We start from the raw sequence: 13,273 nt of genomic DNA on the forward strand, positions 1-13,273 counted from the left end.
GGTGTGTAAAACGCTTTCTGCAGGCTTAAAGGGCGGTCTTCGCAAGCTCGTCGGTGACGCGCTGTTCAAGTTCCTCGCGGATGGTGGGCACCGGGACTCGGGAGATGACTTCCGAGAAGAAGCCGCGGATAATCATCCGGCGGGCGACGTCCTCGGGGATGCCACGAGAGCGCAGGTAGAACAGATGCTCATCGTCGAAGCGGCCGACGGTAGCGGCGTGGCCGGCTCCCACGATCTCGCCGGTCTCGATCTCCAGGTTCGGGATCGCGTCTGCCCGCGCGCCCTCGGTGAGCACGAGGTTGCGGTTGGTCTCGTAGGTGTCCGTCTGCAAGGCGTCGGCGCGGATGAGCACGTCGCCCACCCAGCAGGTCCGGGCCTCGTTGCGCGGGTTGGTCGGATCCGCTTGCAGCGCACCCTTGTACAGAACGTGCGAGCGGCAATGTGGCACGGAGTGGTCCACCAGCAGGCGGTTCTCGATGTACTGGCCAGCGTCGGCGAAGTACACGCCCAGCAGCTCGGCGTCGCCGCCGGGGGCGGAGTAGTTGACCCGCGGGACGATGCGCACGACCTCGCCGCCGAAGGTGGCCACGGTGTGGTGGAAGGTGGCGTCGCGGCCGAGCAGCGCCCGGTGCGCCGACAGGTGCACCGCGTCGCTCTCCCAGTCCGCGTCCACGATGACGGTGAGCTGGGCGTTGTCGCCTACCCGGAACTCCACATTGTCCGCATGCGTGCCGGAGCCGGTGTAGCGCAGCACGACGGTCGCCGAGGCCGACGCGGCGACGTCCACGGTGGTGATGCCGAAGGAGGTGACACCGTCACCGCGGCCGGTGACCTCGATGATGACGGGATCGGTGACCTCCGCCGCCTTCGCGACGGCGACGTAGGTGGCCTCCGTGGCCGAAGTCCACGCCTGGGCAGCGACCCGATCGTTGGGTGCGCTGACCGTGCCGATGCGGGCGTCGTCCTTAGCGACCGTCTCCACGGTCACCCCATCACCGCCGGTGACGGTGACGGCCTGCGTGACAGCCTCGGCGAAATCGCCGTTGTGCAGGCCGCGCAGCTTGCGCAGGGACACGAAGCGCCACACCTCGTCGCGGCCGTGGGGGACGTCGAAGTCATTGACGTCGAAGGAGGCGAAGATGTCGCCCTTGTTGTTGTGGACGGTGGCGTTGGTCACCGTCGCGGCAGGTGTAGTCACTGTTTAGCCCACCGATCCTTCCATCTGCAGTTCGATCAAGCGGTTGAGCTCCAGGGCGTATTCCATGGGCAGCTCCTTGGCGATCGGCTCGACGAAGCCGCGCACGATCATCGCCATAGCCTCCTCCTGCGGGATGCCGCGGGCCATGAGGTAGAACAGCTGCTCCTCGGACACCTGGGAGACCGTGGCCTCGTGGCCCAACGAGACCCGGTCATTGCGGATGTCGTTGTAGGGGTAGGTGTCCGATCGGGAGATGTTGTCCACGAGCAGGGCGTCACATTCCACGTTCGCGGTGCTGTGATGCGCGTTGGGATTGACCTGGATAAGACCCCGGTAGGCGGCCCGGCCGCCCGCGCGGGCGACGGACTTGGACACAATGTTCGACGACGTATGCGGCGCCATGTGCGTCATCTTCGCGCCGGTGTCCTGGAATTGCCCCTCGCCGGCGAACGCCACGGAAAGGACCTCACCCTTGGCGTACTCGCCGGTGAGCCACACGGCCGGGTACTTCATGGTCACCTTGGAGCCGATGTTGCCGTCAACCCACTCCATGGTGGCGCCGGCCTCGGCCTTAGCGCGCTTGGTGACCAGGTTGTAGACGTTGTTCGACCAGTTCTGGATGGTCGTGTAGCGGCAGCGCCCGCCCTTCTTGACGATGATCTCCACCACCGCAGAGTGCAGCGAATCCGACTTATAGATCGGGGCCGTGCAGCCTTCGACGTAGTGAACGTAAGCGTCTTCGTCGACGATGATGAGCGTGCGCTCGAACTGGCCCATGTTCTCCGTGTTGATGCGGAAGTAGGCCTGCAGCGGGATGTCCACGTGCACGCCCTTGGGCACGTAGATGAAGGAGCCGCCGGACCACACCGCGGAGTTGAGCGCGGAGAACTTATTGTCGCCTGCCGGGATAACGGAACCGAAGTACTCCTTGAATAGTTCCTCGTGCTCCCGCAGGGCGGTGTCCGTGTCCACGAAGATGACGCCCTTGGCCTCCAGGTCCTCGCGGATCTGGTGGTAGACCACCTCGGACTCGTACTGCGCGGCCACACCGGCGACCAGCCGCTGCTTCTCCGCTTCCGGGATGCCCAGCTTGTCGTAGGTGTTCTTGATATCTGCGGGCAGGTCGTCCCACGTCTGGGCCAGGCCTTCGGTGGAGCGAACGTAGTACTTAATCTGATCGAAGTCAATGCCCGAAAGGTCCGCGCCCCACGTGGGCATCGGCTGCTTTTCGAAGATGCGCAGGGCCTTGAGGCGCTGTTCCAGCATCCACTCTGGTTCGTTCTTGAGCCCAGAGATGTCCCGGACAACGTCCTCATTCAAGCCCCGACGGGCGGAAGCGCCCGCCACGTCGGAGTCGTGCCAACCATAGCTATAGGCGCCGATGGAATCGATGATCTCGTCATCGCTCATCGGGGATTCCAGGCCGGGGGCCGGTTTCGCCTGCGTCATGATTCGCTCCTTTCGTTCAAAGTCTGATCAAGCGCGTGAAGCGGAATGTTCGTCGTGCAAATTCCGTGGCCGTCCACGATGGACGCCAGCGGCTGAATGTGCAACCCCACTTTGGAGGAGATCACCTGATGCTCGGCCTCGCACAGCTCCGGGTTCTCGGCGGCTACCGAGGAGATCGGGCAATGGTGGTGGCACAGTTGAATGCCCTGCCCGGCCCGGGTCACCGTCACCGCGTAGCCGTGCTTATCGAACGCCTCGGCCAGCCGGCGGGTGGTCTCCTCGATGGACTCATCGGAGGCGTCGGCGGCGTCGATGCCGCCCACCACCTCCTCGATGCGTCGCTGCGCGAAGTTACGCACCGCGTCCGAGCCACCGACGTCGCGCAGCGCGTCGAGCGCAGCGCCGGCGAGGTGATCGTAGCCGTGTCCGAAGGTGGCGCGGCCGGCATCGGTGAGGCGAAAATACTTCGCCGGACGCCCGCGGCCACCGCCAGTCTTGCGTTTGGTGATCTCTGCGAGCCCCTCCTCAGTGAGGATGTCGAGGTGACGACGAACGCCCGCAGCCGACAAATTGAGACGTTCTGCAAGATCCGATGCCGTCACCGGACCGTACTTGAGAAGGATTTTCAGAATGTGACTTCGGGTATCGCCAAGGTCGTGGGTCATGGTCCTCCTTCGCGTCGTGTCCGGCCGCCGTCAGTGGCCAAGGCAGCGTCCCTATAAGTTGTCGTATCAGTTTGTCGGTCTTTTCACAACACTAGTGTTCGTTTAATCGCCGTGCACCAAAGGGTCACCTTTCCTGTTTCCGAGGCCCCCTATCCCGGAAGAACGATGGCCTAGACTGTCTCGGGTGACATCCCGCCTACCCGAGGTTCTCCCCCGCATCGGCGCCGCCGGTTCCCGCTCCGCCGGGCTCCACGGCAGCGACGACGCCCCCGCCTCCCCACCACGGCCGCGGGCCCTCCAGCAGTTTCTCGTCCTGCGCTGGATCGGCACGATGGGCGCGCTCCTCATGGGTGTCGGCGGCCTCGGCGCCGGGGCGCTGCCCGTCATCAACAGCCCCTTCCGGCTTGCCCCCGGGGGTGACCTCATGGCACGGATGCTCCAAGCCTCCTCGTCCATCGTCTTGATAGGGGTGGCGTTTATCGTCCTCGCCTGGGCGCTCATGTGGCGCTATGTCGGAGAAAGCGCAGTGACCACCGGCGCCCTCAAGCGCACCTTCGCCGCTTGGGCGCTGCCCATCGCCCTGACGGCCCCGCTGTTCACCCAGGACATCTACTCTTACCTGGCGCAGGGCTCCATCGTCGCCCAGGGGCTCGACCCCTACGAGGCCGGCCCGGTACAGCTTCTCGGCACCGAACACCACCTCGCCCGTTCGGTGCCGTTCATCTGGGCTAACTCTCCCTCCCCCTACGGTCCCGTCGCCCTCGGCATCGCCGCATTCATCAGCCGGGTGACCCAGGACTCCATCGTCTTTGGCGTCCTCGCCCATAGAGGGGTCAACCTGGCCGCCATCGTCCTCGCCGGCTGGGCCGTGTCCCACATGGCACGCCGCTGCGGGGTTCGCCCCGCTACCGCGCTGTGGCTGGGCCTGCTCAACCCACTCACCCTCCTGCACTTGGTCGGCGGTATCCACAACGAAGCCATCATGCTTGGCCTGGCACTGGCCGGGCTAGAGATCGGCTTCCGAGGCATTGACAGGCTCACCGCCGGGCGGGCCGTGCCGGGATACCTGATGCTCAGCGTGTCACTCTTCCTTATCTCCTGTGCGGGGATGGTCAAGGTCACTGGCTTTATCGGCTTGGGGTTCGTCGGGATGACCTACGCGCACCGGCTGCGTCTGCGTGGCCGCCCCCCTGCGTTGGCCGTGGGGCAGGCCATCGTCGTCGCCACCGTGGGCCTCATCGCCTCCGTCGCTCTCATGACCTGGGTCTCCGGGATCAATCTCGGCTGGGCCACTGGCCAGGGCGGAGCGGCCAGTATCCGGTCCTGGATGTCCATCACCACCGACATTGGGGTCATTTTCGGCTTTATCGGCGAGGCACTCGGACTCGGCGATCACAGCGAAGCGATGCTCATCATCACCCGTGGCGCCGGGCTCGTCGTTTCCCTGGCCTTCCTCGTGCGTATGCTCCTGGCCACCTTCGCCGGGCGCATCCACCCGGTCGGCGGACTGGGGGTGAGCACGTTCGTGCTCGTCATTCTCTTCCCCGTCGTGCACCCCTGGTACATGCTGTGGGCGATCCTGCCGCTCGCCACCTGGGCTAACCGGCCCTTCTTCCGCATCGCGGTGGTCGCCTACTCCACCCTCATGAGCTTTTTCGTCCTCCCCCGCGGCCTGGCGCTGTCGGCGCAGACGGTGCTCACCATTTACCTGCAGGGCGCCGTCGCCGCCGCCATCATCGGCGCCGGAGGGTGGTTCCTACTCAGGCGACTGAAGGTCATAGCCTAAGATCAACCACCGTGAGTACAACTTTCGACGGATCGGCCCTGGAGCTGCGAGATGTGGTGAAGACCTTCGGCGACACCACCGCCGTGGCGGGCCTGAACCTCACTGTTCAGCCCGGCACCGTGTTCGCCCTGCTCGGCCCCAATGGCGCCGGGAAGACGACCACCATTGAGATGTGCGAGGGTTTCCAAAAGCCCACGTCTGGGTCCATCCACGTCCTTGGGATGGATCCGTCGAAGGAACCGGAGCTCGTCCGCGAACGCATCGGCATCATGCTCCAGGGCGGCGGCAGCTACTCCGGGGTCAGCGTCCGGGAAATGCTCGCGCTGGCAGCGTCGTACTCGCGCAATCCTCATGACCCCCAGTGGCTCATCGAATTACTCGGCTTGGAATCAGTTCGCACCACTACTTATCGGCGGCTCTCGGGCGGGCAGAAGCAGCGCCTATCCCTGGCGCTGGCGCTCATTGGGCGACCGGAGCTGGTGTTCCTCGACGAGCCGACCGCCGGGATGGACGCCCAATCGCGGCTGATGGTGTGGGATCTCATCTCCGCGCTTCGGCGCGACGGCGTCACCGTGGTGCTCACCACGCACCTGATGGATGAGGCGGAATCACTGGCCGACGACGTCGCCATCATCAACCGCGGCGAACTCGTGGCCCAGGGAACCCCGGCCGAGCTCACGTCGCTGCACACCGCCCGGATGACCGTGGAAACCGCGGCTCCCCTGGCCATCGACGCAGTGCGCGGGCTGACCCTGCAACAAATCCGGCCCCTGCGGTATCAGGTGCTCGAAGACCCCACCCCCGAAGCCGTCGCGGCCCTTGCCGAAGCTGCCCGCGCCCAAGGAGTGCTCATTCGTTCGCTCGACGTCGATCACCGCAACCTTGAGGACACCTTCCTCGAATTGACCGGCCGCGACCTCACCGGCCTTACGGGCCGCGACGCCAAGGAGGCCACCCGATGACCACCCCCGAGCTGACGCCGGACCTGCCGGCAGGCACCTTCCGGCCCGCCCCGCACCGGGCGTCGCACGCCGCCATGGCGCTCGCCCAGGGCGTCATGGAGACGAAGCTGGTCCTGCGCCACGGTGAGCAGCAGCTACTCAACCTCGTCATGCCCATCGTCATCCTCGTGGCGGCGGTGACCATGCCGGTGCTCGGGGAAGACGCCACCGTGACCGAGATCTTCCCCATGGTGCTCGCCGTTGCGGCGACGAGCGCCGGGTTCACCGGGCAGGCCATCTCCCTGGCCTTCGACCGCCGCTACGGGGCGCTCAAGCGAGTCGGTGCCTCCGGGGTGCCGGCCGCCACGATCGTGGCCGGAAAGATCTTCGCCGTGCTCGCGGTCTCCCTCGTTCAGGTCATCGTGCTGGCCGGCGTCGCCTTCCTGCTGGGCTTTCGGACGTCCCCGGCAGGTGTCGCGCTCGGCGCGGGGATCCTGCTGCTGGGTATCGTCTGCTTCACCTCCCTGGGGCTCCTACTCGGCGGCACGCTGAGCTCCGAGCTGGTCTTAGGCCTGGCGAATCTGCTGTGGGTGGCCATCGTCGGCGTCGTCGGTTGGGTGCTCTTCGAGTTCGGGCTGGCCGCCGCCGGATGGTGGAATCTCGTGCCCTCCGTCGCGCTGGCTGCCGGGCTCGACGCGGCGTTTAGCGGGCACGTGCCGTGGCTCCAGGCCGTGGTCCTCACCGGTTGGTCCGCCGTGGTCTCGCTCGGCTGCGTGCGCTGGTTCCGATTCGACTAATTGACAACAACTTTTGAAGGTAGGAAACGTGTTAGACGCGCTTAAGTCCTGGTGGGCCAAGTTGCCCACCCTCGCCTCCCAGCGCCGGCTGGCGTTGATTCTGCTCATCAGCCAGGGCGCCATCACCGTCACTGGCTCCATCGTCCGCGTCACCGGATCGGGGCTCGGCTGCGATGGCTGGCCCAACTGCCACCCCGGCTCCCTGGTGCCCGTGCCCGGCGCCGCTCCGATCGTTCAGCAGTTCGTCGAGTTCGGCAACCGCCTGCTTACCTTCGTCCTCGCCGCCGTCGCCCTCCTCGTGGCGCTGTCCGTCCACCGCGCCCGGCGCCGCGACGAGATCCTCATCTACGCGTGGATCTCCGGCCTGGGCATCATCGCCCAGGCGGTCATCGGCGGTATCTCCGTCCACCTGGATCTGAAGTGGTGGGCCGTGGCGCTGCACTTCTTGCCGTCGATGATCCTCGTCTGGGTCGCCGCCCTGCTCTTCATGCGCATCAACGAGCCCGACGACGCCCGGCCGGCGCGCATCTTCCCCCACAACATCCGCGTCATCGCTCTCATCGCCGCTATCGCGCTGGCCTTCGTCCTGGTCACCGGCACCATGGTCACCGGCTCCGGCCCGCACTCCGGCGACGCCGGCATCGGTATGGAGGGCCGCCTCGAGGTCAACACCCGCATCATGGCCTACATTCACGCCTTCTGCATGTACTGCTACCTGGGGTTGACCGTGGTCACCGCCTTCCTGCTGCGCCGAGCGTCGGCCCCCCAGCCGGCGCAGCGCGCCGTCCAGGTCCTCATCGGCCTCATCGTTGTGCAATGGGCCATCGGCGTCGCCCAGTTCCACCTCGGAGTGCCGCGCTGGACCGTACCGGTCCACATCGGCATGTCCTCCGTGGTGACTACCTTCACGGCCTTCCTGTGGGTCCAGGGCTACCGTCGCCCCCGCGAAACCCGCGCCCCCCACACCCACTCCGTCGCCGGCGACCGCTCTCTGCTCAAACCCTTGAGCTAGCCGGCACCTGCCCCCGCGCCTACCGGCACAGGTAACGTGGTCGCCATGAAAGCGATTCTCGTCACCCAACCTGGTGGCCCGGAGGCCTTGACGCTTCACGACGTCGACGTCCCCACGCCCGCAGACCACGAAGTCCTCGTAGAGGTCATGGTCGCGGGCGTGAACTATATTGACACCTACTTCCGGGAGGGTATCTATCACGCCGCACCGCCGTTCACGCCCGGGCTGGAAGGCGTAGGCCGCATCGCCCACGACCCGCAGGGGATCCTCGCCGAGGGCACGAAAGTCGCCTGGAACAACGCGTTCGGTTCCTACGCCGAGTATGTGTGCGTGGACCGGGAGCGCCTCGTGGCCGTCCCGCAGGACATCGATGACACCGTGGCCGCCTCGATGCTGCTGCAGGGCATGACCGCGCACATGCTCGTGCACGACGTCTATGACCTCTCCGAGGGCCGCTCCTGCCTCATCACCGCCGGCGCCGGCGGCGTCGGGCTCCTGCTCACCCAGCTGGCGGCCGCGCGCGGGGCAACGGTTTTCTCTGTCGTGTCCTCCGATGAAAAGGAACAGCTCGCCTACGCCGCCGGCGCCACCGAGGTCTTCCGCTACTCGGACAACCTCGCTGAGATCGTGCGCCGCCGCAACGGCGGCCACGGCGTCGACGTCGTCTACGACGGAGTAGGCAAGGCCACCTTCCATGAGTCGCTGGAAGCCGTGCGCCCGCGCGGGCTCGTGTGCCTGTTCGGCGCCGCGTCGGGACCCGTGGAGCCCATCGACCCGCAGCGACTCAACACCCACGGCTCCATCTACCTGACCCGCCCATCGCTGGCCGCCTACACCCAGGACATCGAGGAGTTCACGGCCCGGGCGCAAGGCGTGGTCCAGGCTATCGTCGACGGCACCCTGTCCATCCGCATCTCCGGGGAGTATGCCCTCGCCGACGCTGTACAGGCACACCGCGATCTGCAGGCGCGCCACACGACGGGGTCGATTGTGCTACGTGTGCGCGACTAAAGCAGCGGGGCCCAGCCGACGACGGCATCGACCGACAGCGCCAAGAACAGCAGCGCCAGGTAGTTGTTGGAGAGGATGAACAGCTTGAGCGGCTTAACCTCCTCGCCACTGACAACACCACGGTGCAGCTGGGTGGCCCGCACAATGAACGCGGCCCCGCAGATGATTGCCGCCGCCAGGTAGATCCACGACGCGGCCGGCACCAAAGCCAGCGACACGGCCACCGTGCCCCAGGTGTAGAAGACGATCTGGCGCGTCGTCGCCTCCGGTGACGCGACGACGGGCAGCATCGGGACCTCAGCCTTGGCGTAGTCATCTCGATACTTCATGGCCAACGCCCACGTGTGCGGCGGTGTCCAGAAGAAGATGACGAGGAACATCACCACGGCCTGCCACCAGTTGTCCGGTGTTCCTTCCGGCGCGTGCGCCCGGATAGCGGCCCAGCCCACGAGAACCGGCATACACCCGGCGGCACCTCCCCAGATGACGTTCTGCCACGTCTTGCGCTTGAGCCACTTCGTGTAGACGAAGATATAGAACCAGTTGGTGAGCAGGATGAAGAACGCGGCCAACGGCGACCGGATAACAAAGAGGAACCACAGCAGGGAGAAGACCAAGAGCACCCAGGCGAAGATCGCCGCGCGCTGTTTGGTGACGGTGTGACGAACCAGCGGGCGGGCCCTGGTTCGGCCCATCTTCTGGTCGATATCGTGATCGGCAACCATGTTGAAGGCATTGGCCGCTCCGGCGCCCGCCCAGCCGCCGAGGAGAGTGCCCAGGATGAGCAACAGATGGACCTCGCCGCGCTCGGCTTGGAGCATCGCCGGAATTGCTGCCACCAGAAGCAGTTCGATGACCCGCGGCTTCGTCAAGGCAAAGTACGCCTTCAAGATGTCCAAGGATTCTCCTTTTCAATGCTGACGGCCAGCGGTGGGGTGGGTCTTCGATGGGCCATCTTAACCGTCGCTCCACGGGTATCGGAATTGCCCCTTGTACACCCCCACCGGTCTACCCCTCAATGTTTGATTTGCGCACGTTGATGAATCGCGATGCATCGGGGCGTTGACGGCGCGCGGTGACTAACAGCACAAGTTCCGCCCCGTTCGGGCTCAACATCACTAAAGTAGGTCTAGTATGCATCGAGCCGCCCTTAAGAAGGGGGCGGCAAACCAACCAAAGCGAGGATCGACGTGACCCTTTCTCCCGAACTGCAGGCCCTCACCGAGCGCCGCTACCCGTCCGATTGGACGGACCTCGACACCAAGGCAGTAGACACCACTCGTGTGCTTGCCGCTGATGCTGTCCAGAACGTCGGCTCCGGCCACCCCGGCACCGCCATGTCCCTGGCCCCCATCGCCTACACGCTGTTCCAGCGCGTCATGGATATCGACCCGGCTGATGATAAGTGGGTCGGCCGCGACCGCTTCATCCTCTCCCCCGGCCACAGCTCGCTGACCCTCTACCTTCAGCTCTTCCTGGCCGGGTACGGCCTGGAGATGGAGGACATCAAGGCGCTGCGCAGCCGCGGTTCCCTCACCCCGGGTCACCCGGAGTACGGCCACACCAAGGGCGTCGAGATCACCACTGGCCCGCTGGGCCAGGGCCTGGCCTCTTCGGTGGGCATGGCGATGGCGGCCCGCCGCGAGCGTGGTCTCTTCGACCCGGAGTCTCCGGCCGGTGAGTCCCCCTTCGATCACTTCGTCTACGTCATCTGCTCCGACGGCGACGTCCAGGAGGGCGTGACCAGCGAGACCTCCTCGCTGGCCGGCACGCAGAAGCTGGGCAACCTCATCGCCATTTACGATGACAACCACATCTCCATCGAGGATGACACCTCGATCGCCTTCACCGAGGACGTCGCGGCCCGTTACCGCGCCTACGGCTGGCACGTTCAGGAGATCGAGGGCGGCGAGGACGTCGCAGCCCTGGAGGCCGCCATCGAAGAAGCTAAGAAGGTCACCGATCAGCCGTCCTTCATCCGGGTGCGCACGGTCATCGCTTACCCGGCTCCGAACCTCGCCAACACCGGCGCGTCCCACGGCTCCGCCCTCGGCGAGGCCGAGGTTGCCGCCACCAAGGAGATCCTCGGCCTGGATCCGACCAAGTCCTTCTTCATCGAGGACGAGGTCCTGGCTCACACCCGCAAGGCCCTGGACCGCGGCGCCGAGAAGCACGCCGCGTGGCAGAAGAAGTTCGACGCGTGGGCCGAGGCCAACCCGGAGAAGAAGGCGCTGTTCGACCGCCTCTTCGCCGGCGAGCTGCCCGAGGGCTGGGACGCCGAGCTGCCGACCTGGGAGCCGGACGCCAAGGGCGTTGCCACCCGTAAGGCCTCCGAGGCCGTGCTGCAGGCCCTCGGCGCTACCCTGCCGGAACTGTGGGGCGGTTCGGCGGACCTGGCCGGCTCCACGAACACCATCATCAAGGGCTCGACCTCCTTCGGCCCGGCCGAGCGCTCCTCCGACAAGTTCACCATGGAGCCCTTCGGCCGCAACCTGCACTTCGGCATCCGTGAGCACGGCATGGGCTCGATCCTCAACGGCATCGCCCTGCACGGCCCGACGATCCCCTACGGCGCCACCTTCTTGCAGTTCGCCGACTACATGCGCCCGGCTGTCCGCCTCGCCGCGCTGATGAACGTCGGCCCGGTCTTCGTCTGGACGCACGACTCCATCGGCCTGGGCGAGGACGGCCCGACCCACCAGCCGGTCGAGCACCTCGCCGCCCTGCGCGCGATCCCGAACCTGACCACCTTCCGCCCCGCCGACGCCAACGAGACCGCCGCCGCGTGGGCCGCGATCATCGAAAACCGCAAGGCCCCGCAGGCGCTGGCTCTGTCCCGCCAGAACCTACCGGTCCTGGAAGGCACCAAGGACAAGGCCCGCGAAGGCGTCAAGCGTGGCGCCTACGTGTTGGTCGACGCCGAGAACCCGGACGTGGTGCTGCTCGCCACCGGCTCTGAGGTCCAGCACGCCGTCGGCGCCGCCGCCCTGCTGGCCGAGGAGAACATCTCCGCCCGCGTCGTGTCTGTCCCGAGCCTGGATCTCTTCCTTGAGCAGGATCAGGCCTACCGCGACGAGGTTCTGCCGCCGTCGGTCAAGGCCCGCGTCTCCGTCGAGGCCGGCATTGCCATGCCGTGGCACCAGGTGATCGGTGACGCCGGTCGCGCCGTCTCTATCGAGACCTGGGGCGAGTCCGCTTCCGCCGAGGAACTGTTCGAGGCCTTCGGCTTCACCGCGGAGAACGTGGCGGCCACCGCCAAGCAGTCCATCGAAGCCGCCAAGTAAGACCCACACACAAAGAAAGAGGATCCCCGCATGACTGTCATTGACGATCTCTACTCAGTCGGTACCTCCACCTGGCTGGATGATCTCTCCCGCGAGCGCATCACCTCCGGCAACCTGGAAGAAGTTATCAAGAACAAGTCCGTCGTCGGCGTGACCACCAACCCGGCCATCTTCGCCGCTGCCATGAGCAAGGGCGAGGCCTACGACGCGCAGATCGCGGAGCTCAAGGAAGCCGGCGTCGCCGTCGACGAAGCCGTCTACGCCATGAGCATCGACGATGTTCGCGACGCCTGCGACATCTTCGCCGACATCTACAAGACCTCCGGCGGCAAGGACGGCCGCGTGTCCATCGAGGTTGATCCCCGGATCTCCGCGGACCGCGAAGCCACCATCGCTCAGGCCCGCGAGCTGTGGGCCAAGGTTGACCGCCCGAACGTCATGATTAAGATCCCGGCGACCGACGAGTCCATCCCGGCGATCTCCGACGCGCTGGCCGAGGGCATCTCTGTCAACGTCACCCTCATCTTCTCCGTGGACCGCTACCAGCAGGTGCTCGACGCCTTCGTGGATGGCGTCAAGCGCGCCGCCGAGAACGGCGTGGACGTCTCCACCATCCACTCCGTGGCGTCCTTCTTCGTGTCCCGCATGGACTCCGAGGTCGACAAGCGCCTCGAAGCGATCGGCACCGACGAGGCCCTGGCGCTTCGCGGCAAGGCCGGCGTGGCCAACGCCCGCCTCGCCTACGCCCGCTTCCTGGAGTTCTCGGACAAGATCGATGTCCCGGAGGGCACCAACTTCCAGCGCCCGCTGTGGGCCTCGACCGGTGTGAAGAACCCGGACTACCCCTCCGACATGTACGTCGTGGAGCTGGCCGGCCCGAACACCGTCAACACCATGCCGGAAGCCACCATCGACGCGGCCCTCAACGGCTCCGGCGTCACCGGTGACACCCTGACCGGCACCGCCGCCGAGGCGCAGCGCGTGTTCGACTCCCTCGTAGGCGTGGGCATCGACCTCGACGACGTTGTCGCCGTCCTGGAGAAGGAAGGCGTGGACAAGTTCGTCGCCGCGTGGTCTGACCTGCTCAAGACCATGCAGGCCAACCTGTCGTAATAGCCGCTGACGCTTAA

At 66.1% G+C, this 13,273-nt stretch carries 11 protein-coding genes; 7 read left to right on the forward strand and 4 right to left on the reverse strand.

All coding sequences use genetic code 11. From position 1 onward, the window contains the following. Positions 1-25 precede the first annotated feature (25 nt). From sufD to CUTER_RS05655, 3 genes are read right to left on the reverse strand one after another with little or no spacing between them, the layout of a single operon-like run. Positions 26-1,198, reverse strand: a complete 1,173-nt coding sequence (gene sufD / locus CUTER_RS05645) for a Fe-S cluster assembly protein SufD (RefSeq protein ID WP_047259606.1) — start codon at positions 1,196-1,198, stop codon at positions 26-28. A 3-nt stretch (positions 1,199-1,201) separates the two neighbouring features. Beyond that, complete coding sequence (gene sufB, locus CUTER_RS05650) at positions 1,202-2,647, reverse strand: Fe-S cluster assembly protein SufB (RefSeq protein WP_047259607.1); 1,446 nt, start codon at positions 2,645-2,647, stop codon at positions 1,202-1,204. Then, positions 2,644-3,312 carry a helix-turn-helix transcriptional regulator gene (locus CUTER_RS05655; protein ID WP_047259608.1) on the reverse strand — a complete coding sequence of 223 codons (669 nt, stop codon included), beginning with the start codon at positions 3,310-3,312 and terminating at the stop codon, positions 2,644-2,646. Before CUTER_RS05655 ends, sufB begins: the two co-directional genes overlap by 4 nt. A gap of 184 nt (positions 3,313-3,496) precedes the next feature. Here CUTER_RS05655 and mptB point away from each other — a divergent pair, with 184 nt between their 5' ends. From mptB to CUTER_RS05680, 5 genes are read left to right on the forward strand one after another with little or no spacing between them, the layout of a single operon-like run. Then, complete coding sequence (gene mptB / locus CUTER_RS05660; protein ID WP_144412272.1) at positions 3,497-5,098, forward strand: polyprenol phosphomannose-dependent alpha 1,6 mannosyltransferase MptB; 1,602 nt, start codon at positions 3,497-3,499, stop codon at positions 5,096-5,098. A gap of 11 nt (positions 5,099-5,109) precedes the next feature. Next, complete coding sequence (locus tag CUTER_RS05665) at positions 5,110-6,060, forward strand: ABC transporter ATP-binding protein (RefSeq protein ID WP_047259610.1); 951 nt, start codon at positions 5,110-5,112, stop codon at positions 6,058-6,060. Next, positions 6,057-6,836 (forward strand): ABC transporter permease, encoded by a 780-nt coding sequence (locus CUTER_RS05670; protein ID WP_047259611.1) that lies wholly within the window; start codon positions 6,057-6,059, stop codon positions 6,834-6,836. Before CUTER_RS05665 ends, CUTER_RS05670 begins: the two co-directional genes overlap by 4 nt. A gap of 28 nt (positions 6,837-6,864) precedes the next feature. Beyond that, on the forward strand, positions 6,865-7,848 hold the full coding sequence (locus tag CUTER_RS05675) for a COX15/CtaA family protein (RefSeq protein WP_052844050.1): 984 nt from the start codon (positions 6,865-6,867) through the stop codon (positions 7,846-7,848). 45 nt (positions 7,849-7,893) lie between these two features. Then, positions 7,894-8,859: a quinone oxidoreductase family protein gene (locus tag CUTER_RS05680; RefSeq protein ID WP_047259613.1), complete on the forward strand. Its 966-nt coding sequence runs from the start codon at positions 7,894-7,896 to the stop codon at positions 8,857-8,859. Here the strand turns inward: CUTER_RS05680 and CUTER_RS05685 are convergent. Continuing rightward, positions 8,856-9,758, reverse strand: coding sequence for a heme o synthase (locus tag CUTER_RS05685; RefSeq protein WP_047259614.1), 903 nt, complete (start codon positions 9,756-9,758; stop codon positions 8,856-8,858). The genes CUTER_RS05680 and CUTER_RS05685 overlap by 4 nt on opposite strands. A gap of 291 nt (positions 9,759-10,049) precedes the next feature. On the opposite strand from CUTER_RS05685, the gene tkt reads away from it, so the two are divergent. Both tkt and tal read left to right on the forward strand, forming a co-directional pair. Further along, entirely contained in the window at positions 10,050-12,143 is a 2,094-nt protein-coding gene (gene tkt, locus CUTER_RS05690) for a transketolase (RefSeq protein ID WP_047259615.1), read from the forward strand. A 30-nt stretch (positions 12,144-12,173) separates the two neighbouring features. Beyond that, positions 12,174-13,256, forward strand: a complete 1,083-nt coding sequence (gene tal, locus CUTER_RS05695; RefSeq protein ID WP_047259616.1) for a transaldolase — start codon at positions 12,174-12,176, stop codon at positions 13,254-13,256. Positions 13,257-13,273 lie beyond the last annotated feature (17 nt).

Origin of the sequence: Corynebacterium uterequi, from assembly GCF_001021065.1 — a bacterium.
Classification (GTDB): Bacteria; Actinomycetota; Actinomycetes; order Mycobacteriales; family Mycobacteriaceae; genus Corynebacterium; species Corynebacterium uterequi.